The following is a 23,198-nucleotide window of genomic DNA, read 5'->3' as shown; positions in this document are numbered from 1 at the left end:
GACCACCGTGCGGTCTGCCGCCGGCTCACCAGGTCAGGTGCAGTTCCTGCGGGGAGCGGTGGATCATCGTCGGGCGCATGACGACGGGGCGGTCCTTGGCCAACCGCAGGCCCGGCAGACGGCGCGTCAACTCCGAAAGGGTCAGGCGGAGTTGTTCGCGGGCCAGCTGGGCGCCGGGGCAGGCGTGCGGGCCGTGGCCGAAGGCGAGGTGGCGGCCGGGCGGGCGGGTGATGTCGAACTCGTCCGGCCGGGGATGCCGCGCCCCGTCCCGGCCCGCCGCGCCGAAGGCGACGAACAGGGAGGCCCCGGCGGGGAGTTCGGTGTTGGAAAGGTTGAGCGGCCGGGTGGTGACCCGGCGGAAGCCCTGGAGCGCGGTGTCGTAGCGGGCGGCCTCCTCGACGGCGGCCGGTATCTGCTCCGGCTCCGCGCACAGCAGGTCCCACTGGGCCGGATGCCGCAGCAGATGCAGCACCGTGGTCCCGATCAGCGCGGTGGTGGTCAGGTGCCCGGCGATCACCAGGTTCTGGAGGTGGGAGACCACCTCGTGCCGTTCGTCCAGGGTGAGTTCGCCCGTCGGCCGGTCCGGGGAGGCGGCGACGGAGGCGACGATCTCCGAGCACAGGTCCTCGCGGGGGTCGGCGTGCCGTTCGCGGGCGTACCGGTCCAGGACGTGCTGTCCGGCGACCATGTCCTGGGCGGCGGCGATCTGTTCGTTCTCCGTCAGGGGCCGGAACAGCAACTCCTCCGCCCGGTGCCCGCCGTGCACGACGGCCGGCACGTCGGCCGGGTCGAGTCCGACGATCCGCCCGACCACCTCGCCGGGCAGCCGGCGCGCGTACGCCGCCATCAGCTCCACCCGCCCGTCCTCGGTGAACTCCTCGACCAGGGCGGCGGCGCGCTCCGCGGCGTACGGCAGGACGGCGGCGACCCGTGCGGGGGACAGTCCGCGCACGAGGGGCGCGCGCAGCCGCTGGTGCTCCTCGCCGTCCGTGCCGACGACCACCGGCCGACCGCCGAACCCGGTGGCCAGCACCGCGAACGCGGCCGGTGAGGGCATCACGTCGGGGCGCAGCGCCCCCACCGAGGAGAAGTCCTCGGGCCTGCGCAGCACTTCGCGTACGTCGTTGTCGCGGGCGACGAGCCAGGCGTCCAGTTCGGGGACGTGGAGCAATCCCTCGGCCGCACGTGCCCGTCCGTAGAGCGGATAGGGGTCCCGTTGCACGTCGTCCAGTCTGCCGAGCCCTGTGCGGTCCACGTGACGCCTCCCGTGCCGGTGGTGGTGCGGGGTCGTGCGGGGGTCGTGCGGGTTCGGGCTCATGGTGCCGTACGGGCGTACGGCCCGACAGAGGAGCGCACGGGGCTGTCATGAACCTGTGAGTCACGGCGGAACGTTCCGGCGGGCCGTCCGGACTCCCTACGATCATCGCGTGGTCATCTTCCAGCTCGAACGCACGGCGCCGCTCCCGCTCGAAGAGGCATGGCGCCGGCTCACCGAGTGGCGGCGGCACGGCGAGGTGGTCCCGCTCACCCGCGTCACCGTGGTCACTCCCGCACCGACCGGCGAGGGCACGGTGTTCGTGGCCCGCTCGGGCCTCGGCCCGCTGTCCTTCGACGACCGGATGGAGGTCGCCGTGTGGCATCCGCCGGCCGACGACGAGCCGGGCCGGTGCCGGCTCGTCAAACGCGGCCGGGTGGTGCGGGGCTGGGCCGAGATCGAGGTGTGGCCGGGCCCGGGCGGCCGGACCCGGGTCGTGTGGCGCGAGGAGCTCGGCGTGCGCTTCCTCCCGTCCCTTTTCGATCCCCTGCTGCGTACGACGGGCCGCTGGATGTTCGGGCGGGCGGTGAACCGGCTGCTGCGCGAGAGTTGAGGTTCCGCGGCGTTTTCAGGCCACCGAGCCGATCCGGGCCGTCGGGCGGGCGGGCAGGTCGTGGTGGATCGGGGTGTGGGCGCCGGTGAGGGAGACGCCGGTGCCGCCCCGGCGGGACGCGACGATCTCGGCGGCGATCGACAGGGCCGTCTCCTCGGGGGTACGGGCGCCCAGGTCGAGACCGACGGGTGACCGCAGCCGCGCCAGCTCCAGTTCCGTCACGCCGACTTCACGAAGGCGTTCATTGCGGTCGAGGTGGGTGCGGCGGGAGCCCATCGCGCCGACGTAGGCGACGGGCAGCCGCAGCGCCAGCCGGAGCAGGGGGACGTCGAACTTGGCGTCGTGGGTCAGCACGCACAGGACGGTCCTGGCGTCCACCTCCGTGCGCTCCAGGTACCGGTGCGGCCAGTCCACGACGATCTCGTCGGCCTCGGGGAAGCGGGCCCGGGTCGCGAAGACGGGACGGGCGTCGCACACCGTCACGTGAAAGTTCAGGAACTTGCCGACCCGCACCAGCGCCGAGGCGAAGTCGATCGCGCCGAACACGATCATGCGGGGCGGCGGGACCGAGGACTCGACCAGGACGGTCAGCGGGGCTCCGCAGCGGGAGCCCTGTGCGCCGATCTCCAGGGTGCCGGTGCGGCCGGCGTCGAGGAGGGCGCCGGCCTCGGCCGCCACCGTGCGGTCCAGTTCGGGACGGTCGCCGAAGCCGCCGTCGTAGGACCCGTCGGGGCGCACCAGGAGCCCGCGGCCGACGAGGTCCGCCGGGCCGGTGACGATCCGGGCCAGCGCCGCCGCACCGCCGGTCGCGGCGGTCGCGAGCGCGGCCTCGGCCACCGCGCGGACCGGGTCCCCGGCCCGCACCGGTGTGACGAGGATGTCGATGACGCCACCGCAGGTGAGGCCCACGGCGAAGGCGTCGTCGTCGCTGTAGCCGAACCGTTCGAGGACCGGCTCGCCGTCGGCCAGCGCCTCGCGGCACAGTTCGTACACCGCGCCCTCCACACAGCCGCCGGAGACCGAGCCGATCGCCGTGCCGTCGGCGTCCACCGCGAGGGCGGCGCCCGGCCGGCGGGGCGCGCTGCCGCCGACGGCCACCACGGTGGCGACGGCGAAGTCACGCCCCTGCTCGACCCACCGGTTCAGCTCCTCGGCGATGTCCAGCATGTCCTGTCTCCTTGACGGTCGGGGTGGGGAGGGCCTCGGCGGGAGCCGGCCCGTGGACGCCGAGCCGGCTCTCAAGGGGATGGAGGGAGAAATGGACCGGAGGGTTTCGTGGTCACGCGGTGCCGGTGAGGTGTTCCGGGCGTACCGGCGTCCTGTTGAGCTCCAGGCCCGTCGCGTCGCGGATGGCCGCGAGGACCGCCGGGGTGGAGGACAGGGTGGGCGCCTCGCCGATGCCGCGCAGGCCGTACGGGGCGTGGTCGTCGGCGAGTTCGAGCACGTCGACGGGGATGGTCGGGGTGTCGAGGATGGTGGGGATGAGGTAGTCCGTGAAGGAGGGGTTCTTCACCTTGGCCGTCCTCGGGTCGACGATGATCTCCTCCATGACGGCGACGCCCAGACCCTGGGTGGTGCCGCCCTGGATCTGGCCGAGCACGGACAGCGGGTTGAGCGCCTTGCCGACGTCCTGCGCGCAGGCCAGCTCGATCACCTTGACCAGGCCCAGCTCGGTGTCGACCTCGACGACCGCCCGGTGCGCGGCGAAGCTGTACTGGACATGGCCGTTGCCCTGCCCGGTGCGCAGGTCGAAGGGCTCGGTCGGCCGGTGCCGCCACTCCTCCTCGACCTCGACGGCCTGATCGCCGAGGACGTCCACCAGGTCGGCGAGGACCTCGCCGCCGTCGGTGACGACCTTGCCGCCCTCCAGGAGCAGTTCGGCGGTGGCCCAGGCCGGGTGGTGGGTGCCGTACTTGCGGCGCCCGATGTCCAGGACCCGCTCGCGGACCAGTTCGCAGGCGTTCTTCACGGCGCCGCCGGTGACGTACGTCTGCCGTGAGGCCGAGGTCGAACCGGCGCTGCCCACCTCCGTGTTGGCCGGGTGGATGGTGACCCGGGCGACGCCGAGTTCGGTGCGGGCGATCTGGGCGTGGACGGTGACCCCGCCCTGGCCGACCTCCGCCATCGCCGTGTGCACGGTGACGACCGGCTCGCCGGCCACGGCCTCCAGGCGGACGCGCGCGGTGGAGTAGTCGTCGAAGCCCTCGGAGAAGCCGACGTTCTTGATGCCGACGGCGTAGCCGACGCCGCGGACGACGCCCTCGCCGTGGGTGGTGTTGGACAGGCCGCCGGGCAGCTGCCGTACGTCCGCGCCCTCGCTGGACTCCCACTGGCGCTCCGGCGGCATCGGCATCGCCTTGACGCGGCGCAGGAGTTCGGCGACCGGCGCCGGGGAGTCGACCGGCTGGCCGGTCGGCAGGAGCGTGCCCTGCTCCATGGCGTTGAGCCGCCGGAACTCCACCGGGTCCATGCCGAGTTCCTTCGCCACCTTGTCCATCTGCGCCTCGTAGGCGAAGCACGCCTGGACCGCGCCGAAGCCGCGCATCGCGCCGCAGGGCGGGTTGTTGGTGTAGAGGGCGATCGCCTCGATGTCGACGTCGTCGACGACGTACGGTCCGATGCCGAGGGAGGAGGCGTTGCCGACGACGGCGGGGCTGGCGGAGGCGTACGCGCCGCCGTCCAGGACGATCCGGCATCTGACGTGGGTGAGCTTGCCGTCGCGGGTCGCGCCGTGCTCGTAGGACAGCTTGGCGGGGTGGCGGTGCACGTGCCCGAAGAACGACTCGAAACGGTTGTAGACGATCTTGACGGGTTTGCCGGTGCGCAGGGCCAGCAGACAGGCGTGGATCTGCATCGACAGGTCCTCGCGCCCGCCGAAGGCGCCGCCGACGCCGGACAGCGTCATCCGCACCTTCTCCGGCGGGAGGCCGAGGACGGGGGCGATCTGGCGCAGGTCGGAGTGGAGCCACTGGGTGGCGATGTAGAGGTGGACGCCGCCGTCCTCCTCGGGGACGGCCAGGCCGGACTCGGGGCCGAGGAAGGCCTGGTCCTGCATGCCGAAGGTGTACTCGCCCCGCACGATCACATCGGCCCGCGCGGCGGCGGCCGCCGCGTCGCCGCGCACGATGGGCTGGCGGTGGAGGATGTTGGGGTGCGGGACATGGCCCCTGTGGAGATCGGTGCGGTGCTCGTGGACGAGGACCGCGTCGGGAGCGATCGCGGAGGCCTCGTCGGTGATGACCGGCAGTTCGCGGTACTCGACCTTGATCTTCGCGGCGGCGCGGCGGGCGGTCTCCGGGTGGTCGGCGGCGACGATCGCGACGGGCTCGCCGTGGTGGCGTACCTTGCCGTGGGCCAGGACGGGGGTGTCCTGGATCTCCAGGCCGTAGTGCCTCACGTCGGTGGGCAGGTCGTCGTACGTCATGACGGCGTACACGCCGGGGGTGGCGAGGGCCTCGCTCGTGTCGAGGGAGACGATCTCGGCGTGGGCGACCGTGGAGCGCAGGATCTGGCCCCAGAGCATGTCCTCGTGCCACATGTCGGACGAGTACGCGAACTCGCCGGTGACCTTGAGGGTGCCGTCCGGGCGGAGGGTGGACTCACCGATGCCGCCCCTGGTGTGCGAGCCCTGGGTGATCTTCGTGGGTACGCCGTTGGTCGGCATGGGGCTCAGACCGCCTCTGACTGCCGGGCGGCCGCGAGGCGGACCGCGTCCATGATCTTCTCGTAGCCGGTGCAGCGGCACAGGTTGCCCGAGAGGGCCTCGCGGATGTCCGCGTCGCTCGGGTCGGGGTTGCGCTCCAGCATCTCGTCGGCGGCGACGAGCAGCCCCGGCGTGCAGAAGCCGCACTGGACGGCGCCGGCGTCGATGAACGCCTGCTGGATCGGGGCGAGATCCGGGGTTTCGCCCGGGTCGCCGGACGATCGCTGCCGGGCGTACTCCGCGAGGCCCTCGACGGTGACGACCTCGCGGCCCTCGGCCTGGCCGGCCGCGACCAGGCAGGCGCAGACCGGCACGCCGTCCAGGCGGACCGTGCAGGAACCGCATTCGCCCTGTTCGCAGGCGTTCTTGGAGCCGGGCAGGCCGAGGCGCTCGCGCAGGACGTAGAGCAGGCTCTCGCCCTCCCAGACGTCGTCGGCCTCCTGGGGGCGTCCGTTGACGGTGAGGTTGACGCGCATCACGCGGCTCCTTCCGAGGTGCGGCGGGTGCCGCGGTACGACTCCCAGGTCCAGGTCAGGGTGCGGCGGGCCATGACGCCGACCGCGTGCCGGCGGTAGCTCGCGGTGCCGCGGACGTCGTCGATCGGGTTGCAGGCGGCGGCGCAGAGGGTGGCGAACTCCTTGGCGACCGACGGGGTGATGATCTTCCCGTTGTCCCAGAAGCCGCCCTCTTCGAGCGCCGCGTCGAGGAACTCCTCGGCCGTCCTGGCCCGGACGGGGGTGGGGGCGGCGGAGCCGATGCCGGTGCGGACCGTGCGGGTCTCGGGGTGCAGGGCGAGGCCGAAGGCGCAGACGGCGATGACCATGGCGTTGCGGGTGCCGACCTTGGAGAACTGCTGGGGGCCGTCGGCCTTCCGGATGTGGACGGCGCGGATCAGCTCGTCCGGGGCGAGCGCGTTGCGCTTGACGCCGGTGTAGAAGTCGTCGATGGGGATACGGCGGCTGCCGCGCACCGACTCGGCCTCGACCTCGGCGCCGGCCGCCAGCAGGGCGGGGTGGGCGTCCCCGGCGGGCGAGGCGGTGCCGAGGTTGCCGCCGACGCCGCCGCGGTTGCGGATCTGCGGGGAGGCCACGGTGTGCGAGGCGAGGGCCAGGCCCGGCAGCTCGGACCGCAGATTCTCCATGATCTTCGTATAGGGCACGGAGGCGCCCAGCCGCACGGTGTCCGCGCCGGCCTCCCACTCGTAGAGGTCGGCGACGCGGGTGAGGTCGAGGAGGTACTCGGGCCGCCGGTGGTCGAAGTTGATCTCGACCATCACATCGGTGCCCCCGGCGATCGGCACCGCGCTGGGGTGCTCCGCCTTCGCGGCGAGCGCCTCCTCCCAGCTGGCGGGGCGAAGGAAGTCCATGACCGGCTCTCTTCTTCGTCTCGTGGGTCGTACGGATCGAGCCAGATCGGGTGCGGCGGGCCCGGCTCGTTCATGTGCTGTTCACGCGCAGTGGACTCAGTACACAGGGCCGTACTCCGACCGTGTCAGTCACGGAAACCATGAAGGAGTTGGCTGGTCGCGACAGGCATCTTGTAGATTCATATGAACGGAGGCCATCGGAAACCTCTTCGTATCCCCCGGGTCTTCCCCTGGAAACACCACGGGCCCCCGCCCCACGGATCCCTCCACTTTTCATCGTAGTTTTCGAGACAGTCTTCGAGACAAGGAACGGCGGCGACGAGATGCGGCTGCGCGCACTTCTGGACACCGATGCGCTGGGGCTGCGGCTGCTCGGCGGCGGGGACGAGCTCGACCGCGCGGTGCGCGGGGTGATGACCACCGACCTGCGGGATCCGAGCCGTTATCTGTCCGGCGGTGAGCTGGTGCTGACGGGCCTGGCCTGGCGCCGGGGGCCCGCGGACTCCGAGCCGTTCGTACGGATCCTGGTGCAGTCCGGGGTGGCGGCGCTGGCGGCGGGAACGGCCGAGCTGGGGTACGTACCGGACGATCTGGTCGTGGCCTGCGCGCGGCACCGGCTGCCGCTGTTCGCGGTGCACGAGTCGGTGGCCTTCGCGACGATCACCGAGCATGTCGTACGGCAGGTCAGCGGTGAGCGGGCCGGGGACCTCGCGGCGGTGGTGGACCGGCACCGGCGGATGATGACCTCGGGGCCGGCGGGTGGCGGCCCGGACGTGGTCCTGGATCTGCTCGGCTCCGACCTGGACCTGCGGGCCTGGGTGCTGTCCTCCACCGGGCGGCTGATCGCGGGCCCGAAGACGGCGGGCCCGGCGCTGTCGGCCGACGTGTGCGTGCGGCTGGCCGGAGAGCAGCTGACGGCCGTCCGCGGCGGCCGGCGCGGGCCGTACCGGACGCTGGTGGGCACCACGACGTACTCGCTGTTCCCGGTCCGCAGCGCCGGCCGGGCGCCGCAGGGCCCGCGGGACGTGCGCGAGAGCGTGCTGTCGGACTGGCTGCTGGCCGTCGAGGCGGACGCCGGGGACTGGCAGGAGGAGCGGCTGGACCTGCTGTACGGCGTCACCCAGCTGATCGCGGTCGAGCGCGACCGGCGGGACGCGGCGCGCACGGTGCGCAGGCGGCTCGCGCAGGAGGTGCTGGAGCTGGTGCAGACCGGCGCGGCCCCGGCGGAGATCGCGGCGCGGCTGCGGGTGGCGGCGCCGGTGCTGCTGCCGGGTCTCGGGGCCGCCCCGCACTGGCAGGTGGTCGTGGCGCGGGTCGAGTGGGACCGGCCCGAGGGCGGCGGCCCGGAGGCGGGGCCGGTCACCCAGTCGCTGCTGGAGGAGATCCTGGTGGACCCGCTGGCGACCGGAACCGAGCCGTCCGACCGGATCGCCGTCGCCCACACGGGTGAGGAGGCCGTCGCCCTGGTGCCGCTGCCTGCGGTCTCCAGCGAGCACGACGGCTCCGAGGCGGGCATCCTCGCCGACGAGCTGCTGGCGGCCGTACGGGAGCCGCTGTCGGCGGGGCTGGACGGCGACGGGCGGCTCACGCTCGGGGTGAGCGCGGCGGTGCACTCGGCGGAGGGGCTGCGCGGGGCGCTGGAGGAGGCGCGGCACGCACGGCGGGTGGCGGCGGCGAGGCCCGGCCGGGTCTGCGCGGCCGGGCACCAGGAACTCGCCTCGCACGTGCTGCTGCTGCCGTTCGTCCCGGACGACGTGCGCCGGGCGTTCACGGCCCGGCTGCTGGACCCGCTGCGCGAGTACGACCAGCGCCACCGCGCCGAGCTGATCCCGACGCTGGAGGCCTTCCTGGACTGCGACGGCTCCTGGACGCGCTGTGCGTCCCGGCTGCATCTGCATGTCAACACCCTGCGCTACCGGGTCGGCCGGATCGAGCAGTTGACGAGCCGTGACCTGTCGCGTCTGGAGGACAAGCTGGACTTCTTCCTGGCGCTGCGCATGAGCTGAACCGCGGGAGGTTCGGCGGTGCCCGCGACACCGTCGCCGACACCTCGGCCCTGGCCGCCTTCGTGGGCGGGCAACACCCGCCTCGCGCGGCCCGCCGGCCGCCCTCCGCGCCCACCTCTCCGTACGGCGTCCGGTCACGACGCCACGGGAGCCGGACACCCGACCGGGTGATTCCGCGCTGAACGCCGACGCGCCGTCGACTGTCGTGACCGTACGTGCGGAGGGCAACTCAGGGGCGGACAGGGCCATCGGCTCATTCGGGCTCTCCCCACGACTTTGTGAAATCCTTCACCCGCCCCCTTGGCCCGGTGCCGCGATTCGTGCTGAGATGCCGCCACCACTCACTCATGGCTCGACGGCGCGCTCGGGGAGGGCAACGTGGCGTACTCCGCCATGTCTGGTACCGGAACGACCGCAGATGACGATCCTCTCCAGACCGCGGTGTGGCGGCTGCGCTCGCGGGCCTGCTGGGTCGACGCCGCGGCCCTGCTGCCGACGGACACCGCGCAGGGCGCGATCCAGCGGGCCGCGCTGCTCGTCGAACGGTGTCTGTACACCGAACAGGGCTGGCAGGACGCCGAGGACGCGCTGCGTACCGCGGAGGCGCTGGCGCACAGCGACGAGGAGCGGGGCGCGGCCGCCTGCGAACGGGGGTATCTCGCCTACTCCGCCACCCTGCACACCGTGCGCGACCGGGTGGACGAGGCGCGGGCCGCGCTGGGCCGGGCCGCCGCGCTGATCCCGCCGGACGCGGCGGGGCGGGCGCTGCTGGACTTCCGGCGCGGGCTCATCGCGGAGAACATCGCGCGCTCGCCGCAGGCCGCGCGGGCCGCGTACCGGCGCGCCCACACGGCCGCGGCCGCCCACTCCGACGAGCTGTTGCTGTCGTTCACCTGGCGGCATCTGGCCGGGCTGGCCCTGCGGGACGGGGAGTTGACGGAGGCGCGGCACGGCTTCGCCGAATCCCTGCGGATCAGGGAGGAGTTGGGCTACCTGGTGGGGACCGCGCCGGCGCTCGTCTCCCTCGCGGACACCGAGACCGAACCGGAGGCCGCGCGGCTCAGGGAGGAGGCGCGTCGGCTGTTCCGGCTGCTGGGCGGCGTACCGACCTGGCTGGCGGGGCAGTTGGCGCCGCCACCGGCGGCCACGGCGTAGCCGCGGGGGCGCGGGGCTGTACCCATGTGCGGCTCCGCGCGGGGAGCGAGTGGCCACGACGGACCCGCAGTCGCCCACAACCCCGGGGGCGCCCGCTCAGGCCGCGCCCGCGAAGTGCTTGCGCACCAGCGCCTGGACGGCCTCCGGCTCACCGGCGCACAGGGCGTCCAGGAGGGCGACGTGTTCCGCGGCGTCGGCCAGGAGGTCGGCGCGGCCGCGGGAGGCGGGGCCGCCGACCAGGGGCCACTGGGCGCGGCGGTGAAGGTCCTCGGCGATGGCGACCAGCTGCTCGTTGCCGGCGAGGGCGAGCAGGGCCCGGTGGAAGACGCGGTCCGCGTCGGCGTAGGTGGCCCGGCAGCCGGAGCCCGCCGCACGGACCGTGGCCTCGGCGAGGGGCCGCAGCTCCGCCCAGCGCTCGGCGGGCACGGTACGGGCCAGCCGCTGCATCACCGGCACCTCGATCAGCGCCCGCACCTCGGCCAGCTCGGCGAGCTCCCGCGCGCCCCGCTCGACGACCCGGAACCCCCGGTTGGGCACGACCTCGACGGCGCCCTCCATCGCGAGCTGCTGCATCGCCTCGCGGACCGGGGTCGCCGAGACCCCGAAGCGCTCGCCGAGGACCGGCGCCGAGTACAGCACGCCCGGCCTGAGCTCCCCGGAGACCAGCGCGGTGCGCAGCGCGTCCAGGATCTGCCCGCGTACGGAGGCCCGCTGGACGACGGGCCGGGGGTGCGCCGGGGGGCAGGCCGGGCGGGGGAAGCCGAGGGCGGGGGACGGTGTCTCGCTGTGCGTGTGCTCCCCGCGCGCGGCGCCCCGCGGCCCGCACCGCTCCCCGTCCAGTTCCCCGTCCAGCTGCTGGGAGGAGGCCGCCCGCTGCTGGGCCGGCACCCGGGCCCGGACCGGGTCGTCCTGCGGAATCCCCGTCCCGGCGGAGCCCTGCGCGCCCTGCTTCACGGGTCCTCCTGGCGGACGTGTCGGTACTTGGGGTCATTACGGCGGGTTGTTACTCGCCCGTCAAGCACCTTAGGCGTACTGGCCGTCAGTTCAAATCCCAAGGACAATGACTAAGGTTAGGCTTACCTTCGAAAAGCTCTGTTTTCTGCCCTCCCCCTCCCGGAACGGTGGTCCCCGGCATGCCCTCAGCCCCGTCGGTCACAGCGGAGTCCTACGCCCGCCTCACCGAGGTCTACCCGGGCCTGACCGTCACCGAGCTGGCACCCGGCGCGCCGGCACCCCGGGGCGGCGGCTGGGTCGCGGCGGCGGACCTCGCCGCGGGTGGCGCGGCCCTGGACACGTTCCTGGCCTGGGACGACGCCCAGGTCGTACGGGACTACGGGCAGCGGGCGCGCCCGGACGTGATCGCGAGCTTCGGACTGCACCGGTACGCCTGGCCGGCCTGCCTGCTGATCACCGTGCCCTGGTTCCTGCACCGCCGGGTGCCGCGCTACCCCGTGACGCACGTCTCGTACGACCGCACCGGCGACGGCATGCGGATGGCCGTACGCCCGCCGTCGACGTTCACCTGCCTGCCGGGCGACCCGGCGGCAGGGCTGCCCGGCGCGCGGGTGGTGGCGGACGAGGAGGCTCTGCGGGCCGAGGTGCGGGCGGCGGTGGCCGAGCACCACGAGCCGCTGCTCGCCGGGTTCGGGCCGCGGGCCCGGCGCCGGGGGCGCGCGCTGTGGGGCATGGTGACGGACGAGATCGTCGAGGGTCTGTGGTACGTCGCCCATCTGTTCGGCGACGGGGAGCAGGAGCGGGCGCGGCACGAGCTGGAGCTGCTGCTGCCGGGCGCGACGAAGCCGTACGTCGGCTCGGCCGCCTTCCGTGAACTGACCGGTCCGGACGGGGAGTCGCTTCCCACCCGGGACCGGGCGAGCTGCTGCATGTTCTACACGGTGCGCCCCGAGGACACCTGTGCCACCTGCCCCCGCACCTGCGACGCGGACCGGGTCGGCCGGCTCACCGCGGCCGCCAACGGCTGAGGCGCCCTCAAGCACCCCCGGTGGAACGGCCGGTACGGGCTTGACGTAAGATCACCCGGACGAGACTCCCCTTTGGTTACAGCTGATTCACAATTTCCTCACCCGCCACGGGAACTTTCCGTGGAACCACCCGTACGGGTAGTCTTGTTCGAACTCAACTCCCGCCCCTCAAGCGGCAGTTCGAGCTAGAACGTCGCCCTGGGCATCCCCTTGCACCTCCTTGGCGGCCTCTTGCCCCGAAACCCCCTGAGGGACGGCGGGAGTGGGCCACTATGGCGGGCGTTACGCCCTATCCCAATGCAAGGGACCCCAGATGAGACTGACCGACATATCGCTGAACTGGCTGCTTCCGGGCGCCGTACTGCTCCTGGGCATGCTGGCGGCGGTGGCGGTGCTCGCGCGGAGCAAGCGGTCCGGGGAGCACGCCAAGACCGACGACTCGTGGGAGCGCAGCGAGGAGCGCCGCAGGCGCAAGGAGGCCATATACGGCACCGCCTCCTATGTCCTTCTGTTCTGCTGTGCGGCCGTCGCCGCCGCGCTCTCCTTCCACGGCCTCGTCGGCTTCGGCGAGCAGAACCTCGGGCTGTCCGGCGGCTGGGAGTACCTGGTGCCGTTCGGCCTGGACGGCGCGGCGATGTTCTGCTCCGTCCTCGCGGTGCGCGAGGCCTCCCACGGTGACGCGGCGCTCGGCTCCCGGATACTCGTGTGGACGTTCGCCGGCGCCGCGGCCTGGTTCAACTGGGTGCACGCGCCCAGGGGTCTGGACCACGCGGGCGCCCCGCACTTCTTCGCCGGCATGTCGCTCTCCGCGGCCGTGCTGTTCGACCGGGCCCTGAAGCAGACCCGCCGCGCCGCGCTGCGCGAGCAGGGCCTGGTGCCCCGTCCGCTGCCGCAGATCCGCGTGGTGCGCTGGCTGCGGGCCCCCCGCGAGACGTACAAGGCGTGGTCGCTCATGCTCCTCGAGAACGTGCGCAGCCTGGACGAGGCCGTCGAAGAGGTCCGCGACGAGAAGGTCCGCAAGGACGAGGCCAAGCTGCGCCGCCGCGAGGAGCACCGCCTGGAGCGGGCCCAGCTGAAGGCGATCAGCCGCGGTCACGGCCGCTGGCCCGGCCGCGGTGGCGGCGGTGGCGGCGGTGGCCGTCAGCTGGAGCCCGGTCAGGCGGCCGCCCTGGAGCCGGCCACGGCCGAGCGGGTCTCCGGGGAGTCCGCCCTGGGGAGCGCAGCGGAGCAGCTGCCCGTCCGCCAGCGGCCCTCCCTGCAGCCGGTCCGCCAGTCCTCCGACGCGTACTCCGTCGACCTCACGGCCGAGGACGACACCATGGCCCTGCCGCGCCTGGACTCCCTGGAGCGCAAGCTCAAGGACCTGGAGCAGCAGTTCGGCTGATCTTCCGTTCCGGATGATCTCCCGGTCCGGCCGACGGCCGCCCGGTGACACCACGGGAAGGGGGCGCGACCACGACGGTCGCGCCCCCTTCGGGCTTACGCCGCCCCGGCGGCCAGTTCGAACCAGACGACCTTCCCGGCGCCCTGCGCCCGGACCCCCCAGGAGTCCGCGAGGGACTGCACCAGGACCAGGCCCCGGCCGTGCGTGCCGTCGCCGGTGCTCGGCACGGTCGGCCGCGGGCGGCCCGGCACCGAGTCCCGCACCTCCACCCGCAGGCCGGCCGGTGACACGGTGGCCGTCAGCATCGCGTCGTCGTCGGTGTGCACCAGCGCGTTGGTGACGAGCTCGCTCGTCAGCAGTTCCGCCGTCTCCGAGCGGCCCGGCTTCCCCCAGCCCTCCAGCAGCTCGCGCAGCGCGCGGCGCGCCTCGGGCACCGCCCGCAGGTCCGCCCGTCCGAGTCTGCGACTGAGCCGCGCGTCTACGGTGTCGTCCCCCTCCGCGGTCTCCGTGTCCCGCTCTGCCGCCGAGGTGCCCGCGATCGCCGTCCGACCGCTGCCCCGTGCCTGCCTCACCATGACCCCCGCCCGCGTGCCGATGTCGGTTCCCCTCCTGCTCGAACACGTTCACGGGGATCCATGCCCGGTCGGCACGGCGCCAGTCATGTCGAATCGTCCACGCCCGGGTGTTCGGCCATGTTCGAGGGGGCGCACAAGCGGCCGGCCGGACCGCGCCCCCCGGTGCGCGGTCCGGCCGGATCACCGGGGGCGAGGCCGGTTTCCGTACCGTACGGACCCGGTTTCCGTACGATGCGGACGCGCCGCGACGGCACGGCCGTACCCCTGAAGGGCGTACGCCCGCGCGGCCCGCGAGCCGTCCCCCCACGGCCTCGCGTTCCGGCCCCGCCGAAGTTGGCCGGAATGCGTCGCCTCCACGCGGCGCGGATCAGCGACCTGCGCCTGTACCTGGTACCTCGAACTCGACTGGTCCTCCCAGGGCCGCACCGGCACGGTACGGGTACTACACGTCGGCACGCGAGTGGAAGTCATACCAGCCCTAATTAACCCAGGATGGACATTCCACCTAGGGTGTCGCCATGCGCACGCGATTCGCGGTCACCGTCCTCCGTCCACCCGGGTACCAGCACTGGGAGGTGTTCAGCGAGGTCGCCACGACGGTGCACTGCGCGTTGTCCCGTCTCGGCCACGACAGCGTGCTCACCCATGAGTCCCGGCTGGCCGGTCGCAGGCACATCGTCCTCGGCTGCAATCTGCTGCCGTCGTACAGGGCCGACCTCGCGGACGACGCGATTCTCTACAACCTCGAACAGGTCCACGGCGGATCGCCGTGGGTCACCGAGGATCTGCTGGGCCTGTTCCGGAAGCACACGGTCTGGGACTACAGCGCCCGCAATGTCGTCGAGCTCCGGCGCCTGGGCGTGGACGCCGTCCATCACGTCCCGATCGGTCACGTCCCGGAACTGGAGCGGATGCGGCCGGCGGCACGGGAGGACATCGACGTCCTGTTCGTCGGTTCCCTGAACGAGCGTCGCCTCGAGACGATCCGGCGACTCGACGCCGCCGGACTCGGCACGGTGGCCCGGTTCGGGCTGTACGGCGAACAACGTGACGCCCTGATCGCCAGGGCGAAGATCGTCCTCAACCTGCACTTCTACGAAGCCAAGGTCTTCGAGGTCGTGCGGGTGTCCTATCTGCTGGCCAACAACAGGTTCGTGGTGTCCGAGCGGGGCGGCAGCCCGCAGGAGGAGGCGCCGTTCGCCCCCGGAGTGGCCTTCGGTGACTACGCCGACCTCCCGGACCTGTGCCGGTACTACCTCGACCGGGACCACGAGCGCCGGGCTCGCGCCGAAGCGGGGCAGGCCATCATGCGCTCGCGTCGCGCCACGGACATCCTGCGTTCCGCGGTCGCCGCCCTGTAGCGCCGTCGGCGACGGCTGCCCTCGGCGACGCGCTCACGCCTCCCAGACGGCCGCCACCGTACGGTCGTCCGCGTACCCCTTGACCCGGACCTGGGTGTCGGCGAGGAACGCGGCGAGGCCGGGCGGGGCCTGGTCCGACCAGCGTTCCGTGAGGTGGGCGAAGAGCGCGGGCTCACCCCGCAGGGGGTCGGCGAGCCCGCTCGTGCACATCAGCAGGGTGTCACCCGGGCGGGCCACCGAGGCACGGAAGCGGAAGGGGTCGCGGGGCGGCTCGGGGGGCGGGTCGTAGGGGCTCGGCGGAGTGGGGATGCCGAGGTCCATGGTGAGCCGGTCGCCCTCGGGTGTCTCGGCGGGCAGCCCCCCGAACCCGACGACGGGCCCGCCCGCGATCTCGCCGGCCCTCGGCTCGAGGTCCTGCCACTCCCCGCCGCGCAGCCGGAACAGGCCCCCGCCGCCGACGCCGAAGAACACCCGGGTACGGCAGTCGGGGTCGGCGGGCAGCAGCAGACAGCGCAGGCTGGCCGCGTACTCGTCGGGTTCCAGGCCCTGTTCGGCGGCGCTGGCGCGGAGCCGGCCGAGGCTGCGGTCGGTGAGACGGTGCAGGCCGGACTTCAGGTCGCCGCGCCGGGCGGCCCTCATGTCCTGCGCGAGCCGGACATGGCTGCGGCCCACGGCCCGCCCGATCCACCGGCAGGCCTCGGCGGCGGCCCGGTGCGCGCCCGGCGTGGCCCGCGCACCGGTCGCCATCGCGACCAGCACCAGCGCGTGCTCACCGGTGCCGAAACGGGCGGTGAGCAGCGAGTCCCGGCGCGGCTCGCCCCGGTACCGCGCGGAGTCCCCGCGCACGGACGCGGCGCGCAGCGCACAGGTCCCGTACAGGGCCCCGTCCAGCACGGTGTCGGCGACGAGGTCGTCCAGCGCGTCCGGATCGGCGGTGGGCAGCGCGGTGGGCTCGGCGTCGTAGGTGGGCGGCCGGGACCCGACGTAGGCCTTCGGCTCGTCCGACAGAACGGGCAGGTCGAGGGCGGTGGGGGTCCGGGCGGGGTCCGGCGGGGCGGAGGTCAGGGGGGCGGCGGTGCCGCTGGTGGAGGTGGTGCCGCTCACCAAGGAGGCGGGGGTACCGGCGGACGGGGCGACCGGTGCCCGGTGGGTGAAGCCGGGGGGCAGCGCGGGTGCGGGGGCCGTGTCGGGGACGGTTCCGGGAGTGGCGTGAGGGCCGGCGTGAGGGCTGCTCTCAAGGCGCGGTGGCGGGACCGTGGTTCTCGGGGATGCCGGGGCGGTTGCCGTCGCCGCGTCGTCCGCCGGCCACCAGTCGGTCCGGGCGTCCGCCGCGGCGCGTTCCGCCTCCGTACGCTGCGAAGGGACCGCGTCCGCCGGGGCCTTGTCCGCCGGGCCCGTGTCCGCCGGGCCCGCGGTGCGCACCGCTCCCGCCGCCGACGCGAAGCGGTCGTCGAGGGAGTCCGCGGTGGGCGCTGGGCCCGTGTCCGCGGTGGAGTCGTCGTACAGCTGCCCCCACCAGTCGTCCTCGGGACCGGTGGGCCTTCCCCCCTGCTGGCTCATGCCCCCAATTGTCCACCGCACGGGCCGGATGAAAACGGGGCATCCGCAAAACGCACCACCGCCGAACATCCGTACGGGCGCGCCGGGACGCCGATCGCCGGGCGGTCCCACCCCCCACGGGAGAACCGCCCGGCGACCTTGGGAGTGACCCCGGCTCAGATCCCCTATGCGCCCCTGCGCTTCTTGAGCCCGGACCACGTTCTCGATGCCGAAGTGTGCACGGCGTACCTGGACCTGCGCTGTGGATGATCAATGTCTTCCCGCCGTGGCCACACCTTGGCAGAGTGACCTGCGGTACGGCGACGGTGCGCGGCGGCGGGTTTACGCCGTGACCGTTTCCCGCCACCCCTTGGATGCCGGAGGAGGGACCGCACCCGATGCTGGGAGCGATTGGGCTCGACGAGACGCACGAATCTGCGTACCGGGCGCTGGTGTCGGTGGGCGCCGCCGACGTACCCGATCTGGCACGCCGACTGGCCCTCGGCGAGTACGACACGGAGCGCGCCCTGCGCCGCCTGGAGCGGCACGGACTCGCGGCGCAGTCCTCGGGCCGACCCGGCCGCTGGGTCGCCGCGCCGCCCGGTGTCGCGCTGGGCGCGCTGCTCACCCAGCACCGGCACGAGCTGGAGCGGGCGGAGCTGGCGGCCGCGCTGCTCGCCGAGGAGTACCGTGCGGCCGCCGCCGAACCGTCCGTGCACGACCTGGTCGAGGTGGTGACGGGCGCGGCGGCCGTGTCCCAGCGTTTCCTGCAGCTCCAGCTGGGCGCGAGCGACGAGGTGTGCGCGCTGGTCACCGGCACCCCGGTGGCCGTGACCGGGGTCGACAACGACGCGGAGGAGCGGGCGGCCGAGCGCGGGGTGCGCTACCGCGTCGTCCTGGAGCGGGAGGTCCTCCACCAGCCGAACGGCATGACGGAGCTGACCGCCGCTCTCGGCCGCGACGAGCAGGTGCGGGTGGTGGAGCGGGTGCCGACCAAGCTGGTCGTGGCCGACCGCTCGCTCGCACTGGTCCCGCTCACCGGCCGCTCGGCGGAGCCCGCCGCTCTGGTGGTGCACGCCAGCGGGCTGCTGGCGCTGCTGTCCGGGCTGTTCGAGTCGGTGTGGCGGGACGCCCTGCCGCTCAGGCTCGGCGCGGACGGTGTGCTGGAGCAGCGCCCGGCCGGGCCCGACGCCACCGACCTGGAGATCCTCTCCCTGCTGCTGGCCGGGCTGACCGACGCGAGTGTGGCCAAGCAGCTCGACCTGGGCCTGCGGACCGTACAGCGCCGGGTGAAGGGGCTGATGGAGCTGACGGGGGTGTCGACCCGGCTGCAACTGGGCTGGGTCGCGCACGAACGCGGCTGGGTGACCCGGGACCGGTAACCCGTCACACGCGTACCCCACGCGTACCTCTTGACCTGCGGGTCACCCACGACTCCGGCACTCTGGGCAGATGGGAGCGTGGGAACTCCTGCTGGTCGGCCTGGTGATCCTGTTCGGCCTGTGCGGAGTGCTGGTGCCGGGGGTGCCGGGCTCCTGGCTGGTGTGGTCCGCGGTCCTGTGGTGGGCGCTGAAGGATCCGCAGCCGGTCGCCTGGTGGGTGCTCGTGGGTGCCACGGTCGCGCTGTTCCTGAGCCAGGTGGTGCGCTGGGCCCTGCCGCCCCGTCGGCTGCGGGAGAGCGGCGCGACGCCCCGGATGGCGGTGTACGCCGGGGCCGGCGCGTTGCTCGGCTTCTTCCTGCTGCCCGTACTGGGCGCGATCCCCGGCTTCATGGGAGGCGTCTACCTCTGCGAGCGCCTCCGCCTGGGCCGGCACGGCGAGGCCCGCGCGGCGTTGCGCAGGGCCATGCGCCACGGCGGCTCCAGCGTCCTGGCGGAGCTGTTCACCTGCCTGCTGATCACGGGGGCTTGGCTGGGGGCGGTGGTGTCGGGATGAACCTGTAGGGGTGAGCCTGTAGGGGTGGCCTGTAGGGGTGACCCGCCCGGTCATACGTCCCGACGGAACAGCGCCGTCCAGAGGAAGGATTCACCGAAGTACGGGGACTCGGGCCCCTGCTGCCGCATGCCCCGCAGCTCGATCTCCCTCAGGTCGCCGAAGATCCGGCGCAGGGACGCGGGGGTGTACGCGAGGCCACCCTCCAGGCGGGTGCGCCGGTAGAAGGCCTCGTCGGGGAGTTCCGAACCCATCCGCCCGGCGGCGAAGCAGGTGAGGGCGAGATGACCGCCGGGGGCCAGGGCGCGGTCGAGCAGGGCGAGATAGCTGATGCGGCGGTGCGGAGGCAGATGGTGGAAGCAGCCCGAGTCGTGGATCAGGTCGTAGGGCCCGTCGAGGGCCGCGGCGCCGGGGTCGAAGGCGTCGCCGCAGTGGAACCGGACCTCGGCTCCGGCCTCGCGGGCCCGTTCCCCGGCCCAGGCGACGGCCGTCGGGGAGAGGTCGACGGCGTCCACCTCGAAGCCCCGGGAGGCGAGGTACAGGGCGTTGCGGCCCGGCCCGCACCCCAGGTCGAGGGCGCGTCCCGGGACGATCAGCCCTCTGTCGACGTACGAGACGAGGTGCTCGTCGGGCTTCGCGACGAAGAACGGCACCGCCTTGGACCGGTCGGTGTAGAAGCCGTCCCACCAGTCGGCCCCGCCGGCCGTCCAGCGGTCGGCCTCGGGCGCGAACAGGCCGTCCAGAAGCCTCAGCACGTCGTCCACGGTACGTATGTGACGTTCCGTCAAGTCCCCTCCCCCAGGGCGTTCTTCCGGTGCGGTGAACATAACCGCGCGGGGCATGGATGACCAGCTCAGGGGGTGTGGGGGAAGGTCGTGCGCAGACGTGTGACGGACCCGCAGGTGCCGGGGCGGGCTCCCGGTCCGAGGAAGCGCCGGAAGATCCCCGGCACCCGGTGGACGGCCGTCACAGGCCCGTTCCGGGCGAAGCGGCCCCTTGTTTTTTCACGACCGCACGCCGATTTTTCACGACCGCACGCCCTCCGGTTTCACGGCCGCACACCCTCCAGCTCCAGCAGCCGGATCTTGCGCTCCAGCCCGCCCGCGTACCCCGTCAGGGAGCCGTCCGCGCCGACCACCCGGTGGCAGGGGCGCAGGATCAGCAGGGGGTTCGCGCCGACCGCCCCGCCGACGGCACGTACGGCCGCGCGGGAGGCGCCGATCCGGGCGGCGATCTCCCCGTATGTCGTGGTCGCCCCGTAGGGGACGGTGTCGAGGGCGGCCCAGACGCGCTCACGGAACTCCGTGCCCTCGGCGCGCAGCTCCAGCCGGAACTCCTTCAGTTCTCCGGCGAAGTACGCGGCGAGCTGTTCCTCGGCGGCGCGAAACGGGCCGGGATCGTGCCGCCAGCCGTCCTGGACGGTGCGTCCGCCCTTCTGTCCCGCGACGGAGAGCGAGGTCAGGGCGCCGTCGGGGGCGGCGGTCAGCCGCAGGGGGCCGAGCGGGCCGTCGACGCTGTTCCAGTACACGGGCTCGGTGCCGGTCTCGGTGCCGGTCATGGGGTTTCCTCCGCTGCACGCAGGTGGTGAAGGGCGTACGTCCGCCAGGGACGCCAGGTGTCGGGTACGTCCGCGCCGGGCGGCGCGACGTCGGGGTCACCGAGGGCGCGCGCCCTGATCGCCGCCACGGTACGGCCGTCCAGACCGGGTACGGCGAGCAGGGCGGCCTCGGCGTCGTCCCGGTCGGCGCCCGGGTCGAGGCGTACCCGGCCGTCCGCGAGGGCGACGGCGAGCGGGCCGACGGTCTCCGTCAGGGCGGCCGGTTCGGGGAAGAGATGGGTGAGGGTGCCGCAGGGCGCGTCGAGGGCCTTGCCGTGCGCGCGGACGAGCCGCTCCGCCTCCGCCCGGCCGACCAGGGCCCGTACGGCGTACTCCTCGGGGTCGGCGGCGCCCGGTGCGCGCAGCCCGGGCCGGGCGGCGACCAGCGGGGCGAGCCGGGGGTCGGCGCCGAGGCGCTCGTCGACGGCGTACGGGTCGGCGTCGAGGTCGAACAGCCGGCGCAGCCGCTGGACGGCGGTGGTGAGGTCGCGCGGGTCGGTGAGGCGCAGCCGGGCGTCGAGCCAGCCGCCGGGGTGGAGGGCGGTGGCGCGGCCCGGGTCGCCCGGCCGCTCGTCGACGGCGACGATCCCGGTGCCGTGCGGGAGGCGCAGCGTACGGCGGTACGTGCGCCCGCCGACCGGGCCGCTCACCTCCTCCACGCCGGCCACGGCCTCCCGCTCCAGCAGGTCGAACACCGTGCCCGCCCGGTAGGGGCCGCGGTGGGCGAGGCGCAGCGGGATCCCGGCCGCGGGGATCCCGGCGGCCGGGGTGGCCGTACGGCGGGAGGTGCGGACGGCGGCCCGCAGCCCCGTCGGGGTCGTCGCGTACACGGCGCGGATCGTGTCGTTGAACTGGCGCACGCTGGCGAACCCGGACGCGAAGGCGATCTCCGTGACCGGCAGCCCGGTCGTCTGGAGCAGCACCCGCGCGGTGTGGGCGCGCTGGGCGCGGGCGAGGGCGACGGGGCCCGCGCCGAGTTCGGCGGTGAGCTGCCGCTGCACCTGGCGGGCGCTGTAGCCGAGCCGTACGGCGAGCCCGGCGACGCCCTCCCGGTCCACGACGCCGTCGCCGATCAGCCGCATGGCCCGGCCCACCACGTCGGCGCGCACGTTCCAGTCGGCGGAGCCCGGCACGGCGTCCGGACGGCACCGCCGGCAGGCCCGGAAACCCGAGCCCTGCGCGGCGGCGGCCGTGGTGAAGAAGCGCACGTTGCGCCGCTTCGGGGTGACGGCGGGGCAGCTGGGCCGACAGTAGATGCCGGTCGTCTCGACGGCGAAGAAGAACTCGCCGTCGAACCGCGCGTCCCGGCTGCGCACCGCCTCGTACCGGCTGTCGTACGCGCCTTTGTCGTACGTCGCGCCTTTGTCGTACGTCGCGTCGTACCTGATGTCCTGACCCGTCATGCCCTCCAGTCTTGGCCCGGTACGGAGAGGGTGCTAGCGGGAATCGGACGTGGCGGTGACGAGCGGGTACGGGGTCACCGGGGCGGGGTGGGCCGCCAGGGCCCGCGCCCGCGCTTGGCGTCCTGCGCCGCCCGGCCCTCCGCCTGCTTGCGCTTCCAGTCCTGGCGGATGCCCGCGCGGACCCGGGCGTCGGACTTGGCGACGATCCACTGGTTCTCCCGGACGAGCTTGCGGTAGCTGTCCAGTCGGCGCGGGGCCAGGTCCCCGTCGTCGACGGCGGCGCGCACCGCGCACCCCGGTTCCGCGTCGTGCGCGCAGTCGTGGAAGCGGCAGCCCCGGGCGAGCTCCTCGATCTCCGAGAAGACCTGCCCGACCCCGCCGCCGGCGTCCCACAGGCCGACGCCGCGCAGTCCGGGCGTGTCGATGAGGACACCACCGCCGGACAGCGGCAGCAGATTGCGGGTGGTCGTCGTGTGCCGGCCCTTGCCGTCGAGGTCACGGGTGGCCTGGACGTCCATCACGTCGGCGCCGGCGAGCGCGTTCGCCAGGGTGGACTTGCCGGCGCCGGACGCGCCGAGCAGTACGGAGGTGCCCCGCCCGAGGAGCGCGGCGAGCTCCTCGAGGCCCTCGCCGTCGCGGGCGCGGACGGGGAGCACCGGCACACCGGGGGCGCTGGTCTCGACGTCCTGGACGAGGTACGCCAGCACGACCGGGTCGGGCACCAGGTCGGCCTTGGTGAGCACGACGACGGGCTGGGCGCCGGACTCCCAGGCCAGCGCCAGGAACCGTTCGATCCGGCCGAGGTCGAGTTCCACGGCCAGGGAGATCGCGACGACGGCGTGGTCGACGTTGGCGGCGAGGACCTGCCCCTCGGACCGCTTGGAGGAGGTGGAGCGGACGAACGCGGTACGGCGCGGCAGCAGCGTCCGTACGTACCGCGGATCGGCGCCCTCGGGATCGAGGGCGACCCAGTCGCCGGTGCAGACGACCTTCATCGGGTCGTGGGGGACCACGAACTCGGTGTCGGCACGGACCGGGCCGGTCGCCGTCACGACATCGCACAGGCCACGGTCGACCCGCACGACACGGCCGGGCAGCAGCCCCCGCTCGGCATGGGGGACGAACTCGGCCGCCCAGTCCTCGTCCCAGCCGAGGGCGGCGAGAGGATGCGACGAAGCGGTGGAGGAAACAGAGAGAGGCAAGGGAAACCCTTCACAGGGCGGCCCCGGCGGCGCGCGGCACGCGCGCGAAGAAGTCGGTTGGTCAGCCGGAGACCGCGGGGGTGAGGTGGACGATCGTCTGGCCGCGTCGAGCGGCCCCGGTGCCG

Annotated in this window: 20 protein-coding genes; 8 read left to right on the top strand and 12 right to left on the bottom strand. The window is 73.7% G+C overall.

Translation table 11 applies throughout. The features are described from left to right. Nucleotides 1–25: 25 nt before the first annotated feature. A complete protein-coding gene (locus tag ACLZN2_RS11905; protein ID WP_416978365.1) occupies nucleotides 26–1,255 on the bottom strand; it encodes a cytochrome P450 in 1,230 nt (409 codons plus the stop codon). 172 nt (nucleotides 1,256–1,427) lie between these two features. On the opposite strand from ACLZN2_RS11905, the gene ACLZN2_RS11900 reads away from it, so the two are divergent. Next, entirely contained in the window at nucleotides 1,428–1,868 is a 441-nt protein-coding gene (locus tag ACLZN2_RS11900; protein WP_416978364.1) for an SRPBCC family protein, read from the top strand. 15 nt (nucleotides 1,869–1,883) lie between these two features. On the opposite strand, the gene ACLZN2_RS11895 is transcribed toward ACLZN2_RS11900, so the two are convergent. The 4 genes from ACLZN2_RS11895 to ACLZN2_RS11880 form a co-directional block, all read right to left on the bottom strand. Then, nucleotides 1,884–3,035 (bottom strand): XdhC family protein, encoded by a 1,152-nt coding sequence (locus ACLZN2_RS11895; RefSeq protein ID WP_416978363.1) that lies wholly within the window; start codon nucleotides 3,033–3,035, stop codon nucleotides 1,884–1,886. A gap of 112 nt (nucleotides 3,036–3,147) precedes the next feature. Continuing rightward, nucleotides 3,148–5,532: a xanthine dehydrogenase family protein molybdopterin-binding subunit gene (locus tag ACLZN2_RS11890; protein WP_416978362.1), complete on the bottom strand. Its 2,385-nt coding sequence runs from the start codon at nucleotides 5,530–5,532 to the stop codon at nucleotides 3,148–3,150. A gap of 5 nt (nucleotides 5,533–5,537) precedes the next feature. Beyond that, nucleotides 5,538–6,047 (bottom strand): (2Fe-2S)-binding protein, encoded by a 510-nt coding sequence (locus ACLZN2_RS11885; RefSeq protein ID WP_416978361.1) that lies wholly within the window; start codon nucleotides 6,045–6,047, stop codon nucleotides 5,538–5,540. Next, nucleotides 6,047–6,937, bottom strand: a complete 891-nt coding sequence (locus tag ACLZN2_RS11880) for an FAD binding domain-containing protein (RefSeq protein WP_416978360.1) — start codon at nucleotides 6,935–6,937, stop codon at nucleotides 6,047–6,049. Before ACLZN2_RS11880 ends, ACLZN2_RS11885 begins: the two co-directional genes overlap by 1 nt. Nucleotides 6,938–7,260: 323 nt before the next feature. Between ACLZN2_RS11880 and ACLZN2_RS11875 the strand changes: the two genes are divergently transcribed. Both ACLZN2_RS11875 and ACLZN2_RS11870 read left to right on the top strand, forming a co-directional pair. Next, on the top strand, nucleotides 7,261–8,943 hold the full coding sequence (locus ACLZN2_RS11875) for a PucR family transcriptional regulator (RefSeq protein WP_416978359.1): 1,683 nt from the start codon (nucleotides 7,261–7,263) through the stop codon (nucleotides 8,941–8,943). 393 nt (nucleotides 8,944–9,336) lie between these two features. Further along, entirely contained in the window at nucleotides 9,337–10,098 is a 762-nt protein-coding gene (locus ACLZN2_RS11870; protein ID WP_416978358.1) for a hypothetical protein, read from the top strand. Between the two features lie 96 nt (nucleotides 10,099–10,194). Here ACLZN2_RS11870 and ACLZN2_RS11865 read toward each other — a convergent pair whose 3' ends face one another. Next, a complete protein-coding gene (locus ACLZN2_RS11865) occupies nucleotides 10,195–11,052 on the bottom strand; it encodes a GntR family transcriptional regulator (protein WP_416978357.1) in 858 nt (285 codons plus the stop codon). A 179-nt stretch (nucleotides 11,053–11,231) separates the two neighbouring features. Here ACLZN2_RS11865 and ACLZN2_RS11860 point away from each other — a divergent pair, with 179 nt between their 5' ends. Further along, entirely contained in the window at nucleotides 11,232–12,080 is an 849-nt protein-coding gene (locus ACLZN2_RS11860) for a (2Fe-2S)-binding protein (protein WP_416978356.1), read from the top strand. A gap of 313 nt (nucleotides 12,081–12,393) precedes the next feature. Next, nucleotides 12,394–13,464: a DUF2637 domain-containing protein gene (locus ACLZN2_RS11855; RefSeq protein WP_416978355.1), complete on the top strand. Its 1,071-nt coding sequence runs from the start codon at nucleotides 12,394–12,396 to the stop codon at nucleotides 13,462–13,464. A gap of 95 nt (nucleotides 13,465–13,559) precedes the next feature. On the opposite strand, the gene ACLZN2_RS11850 is transcribed toward ACLZN2_RS11855, so the two are convergent. Further along, entirely contained in the window at nucleotides 13,560–14,039 is a 480-nt protein-coding gene (locus ACLZN2_RS11850; RefSeq protein WP_416978354.1) for an ATP-binding protein, read from the bottom strand. A gap of 518 nt (nucleotides 14,040–14,557) precedes the next feature. Here ACLZN2_RS11850 and ACLZN2_RS11845 point away from each other — a divergent pair. After that, the gene (locus ACLZN2_RS11845) at nucleotides 14,558–15,400 is read left to right on the top strand and encodes a glycosyltransferase family protein (protein ID WP_416978353.1); all 843 of its coding nucleotides are present in this window, start codon (nucleotides 14,558–14,560) and stop codon (nucleotides 15,398–15,400) included. Between the two features lie 33 nt (nucleotides 15,401–15,433). On the opposite strand, the gene ACLZN2_RS11840 is transcribed toward ACLZN2_RS11845, so the two are convergent. Then, nucleotides 15,434–16,960 carry a protein phosphatase 2C domain-containing protein gene (locus ACLZN2_RS11840; RefSeq protein WP_416978352.1) on the bottom strand — a complete coding sequence of 509 codons (1,527 nt, stop codon included), beginning with the start codon at nucleotides 16,958–16,960 and terminating at the stop codon, nucleotides 15,434–15,436. Nucleotides 16,961–17,337: 377 nt separating this feature from the next. Between ACLZN2_RS11840 and ACLZN2_RS11835 the strand changes: the two genes are divergently transcribed. Beyond that, nucleotides 17,338–18,321: a helix-turn-helix domain-containing protein gene (locus ACLZN2_RS11835; RefSeq protein WP_416978351.1), complete on the top strand. Its 984-nt coding sequence runs from the start codon at nucleotides 17,338–17,340 to the stop codon at nucleotides 18,319–18,321. 70 nt (nucleotides 18,322–18,391) lie between these two features. Next, nucleotides 18,392–18,874, top strand: a complete 483-nt coding sequence (locus ACLZN2_RS11830; RefSeq protein ID WP_416978350.1) for a DUF456 domain-containing protein — start codon at nucleotides 18,392–18,394, stop codon at nucleotides 18,872–18,874. A gap of 50 nt (nucleotides 18,875–18,924) precedes the next feature. On the opposite strand, the gene ACLZN2_RS11825 is transcribed toward ACLZN2_RS11830, so the two are convergent. The 4 genes from ACLZN2_RS11825 to rsgA form a co-directional block, all read right to left on the bottom strand. After that, nucleotides 18,925–19,698, bottom strand: coding sequence for a class I SAM-dependent methyltransferase (locus tag ACLZN2_RS11825; protein ID WP_416978445.1), 774 nt, complete (start codon nucleotides 19,696–19,698; stop codon nucleotides 18,925–18,927). Between the two features lie 221 nt (nucleotides 19,699–19,919). Then, nucleotides 19,920–20,429 (bottom strand): methylated-DNA--[protein]-cysteine S-methyltransferase, encoded by a 510-nt coding sequence (locus tag ACLZN2_RS11820; protein WP_416978349.1) that lies wholly within the window; start codon nucleotides 20,427–20,429, stop codon nucleotides 19,920–19,922. Then, nucleotides 20,426–21,871: a DNA-3-methyladenine glycosylase 2 family protein gene (locus ACLZN2_RS11815; protein ID WP_416978348.1), complete on the bottom strand. Its 1,446-nt coding sequence runs from the start codon at nucleotides 21,869–21,871 to the stop codon at nucleotides 20,426–20,428. The genes ACLZN2_RS11820 and ACLZN2_RS11815 overlap by 4 nt, the downstream gene beginning before the upstream one ends. A gap of 74 nt (nucleotides 21,872–21,945) precedes the next feature. Further along, nucleotides 21,946–23,073 (bottom strand): ribosome small subunit-dependent GTPase A, encoded by a 1,128-nt coding sequence (gene rsgA, locus ACLZN2_RS11810; RefSeq protein WP_416978347.1) that lies wholly within the window; start codon nucleotides 23,071–23,073, stop codon nucleotides 21,946–21,948. Nucleotides 23,074–23,198: the final 125 nt, after the last annotated feature.

It is taken from the genome of Streptomyces sp. T028 (genome assembly GCF_048159505.1).
In the GTDB taxonomy this organism is placed as follows: Bacteria; Actinomycetota; Actinomycetes; order Streptomycetales; family Streptomycetaceae; genus Streptomyces.
The sequence above is the reverse complement of the archived record's forward strand: the minus strand, read 5'-3'. Positions and strand labels throughout refer to the sequence as shown.

Coding starts and splice junctions, on each gene's coding strand:
- ACLZN2_RS11895 (WP_416978363.1), bottom strand. CDS start 3,035: ATGCTGGACATCGCCGAGGAGCTGAACCGGTGGGTCGAGCAGGGGCGT.
- ACLZN2_RS11890 (WP_416978362.1), bottom strand. CDS start 5,532: ATGCCGACCAACGGCGTACCCACGAAGATCACCCAGGGCTCGCACACC.
- ACLZN2_RS11885 (WP_416978361.1), bottom strand. CDS start 6,047: ATGCGCGTCAACCTCACCGTCAACGGACGCCCCCAGGAGGCCGACGAC.
- ACLZN2_RS11880 (WP_416978360.1), bottom strand. CDS start 6,937: ATGGACTTCCTTCGCCCCGCCAGCTGGGAGGAGGCGCTCGCCGCGAAG.
- ACLZN2_RS11875 (WP_416978359.1), top strand. CDS start 7,261: ATGCGGCTGCGCGCACTTCTGGACACCGATGCGCTGGGGCTGCGGCTG.
- ACLZN2_RS11870 (WP_416978358.1), top strand. CDS start 9,337: ATGTCTGGTACCGGAACGACCGCAGATGACGATCCTCTCCAGACCGCG.
- ACLZN2_RS11860 (WP_416978356.1), top strand. CDS start 11,232: ATGCCCTCAGCCCCGTCGGTCACAGCGGAGTCCTACGCCCGCCTCACC.
- ACLZN2_RS11855 (WP_416978355.1), top strand. CDS start 12,394: ATGAGACTGACCGACATATCGCTGAACTGGCTGCTTCCGGGCGCCGTA.
- ACLZN2_RS11850 (WP_416978354.1), bottom strand. CDS start 14,039: ATGGTGAGGCAGGCACGGGGCAGCGGTCGGACGGCGATCGCGGGCACC.
- ACLZN2_RS11845 (WP_416978353.1), top strand. CDS start 14,558: ATGCGCACGCGATTCGCGGTCACCGTCCTCCGTCCACCCGGGTACCAG.
- ACLZN2_RS11840 (WP_416978352.1), bottom strand. CDS start 16,960: ATGAGCCAGCAGGGGGGAAGGCCCACCGGTCCCGAGGACGACTGGTGG.
- ACLZN2_RS11835 (WP_416978351.1), top strand. CDS start 17,338: ATGCTGGGAGCGATTGGGCTCGACGAGACGCACGAATCTGCGTACCGG.
- ACLZN2_RS11830 (WP_416978350.1), top strand. CDS start 18,392: ATGGGAGCGTGGGAACTCCTGCTGGTCGGCCTGGTGATCCTGTTCGGC.
- ACLZN2_RS11825 (WP_416978445.1), bottom strand. CDS start 19,698: ATGTTCACCGCACCGGAAGAACGCCCTGGGGGAGGGGACTTGACGGAA.
- ACLZN2_RS11820 (WP_416978349.1), bottom strand. CDS start 20,429: ATGACCGGCACCGAGACCGGCACCGAGCCCGTGTACTGGAACAGCGTC.
- ACLZN2_RS11815 (WP_416978348.1), bottom strand. CDS start 21,871: ATGACGGGTCAGGACATCAGGTACGACGCGACGTACGACAAAGGCGCG.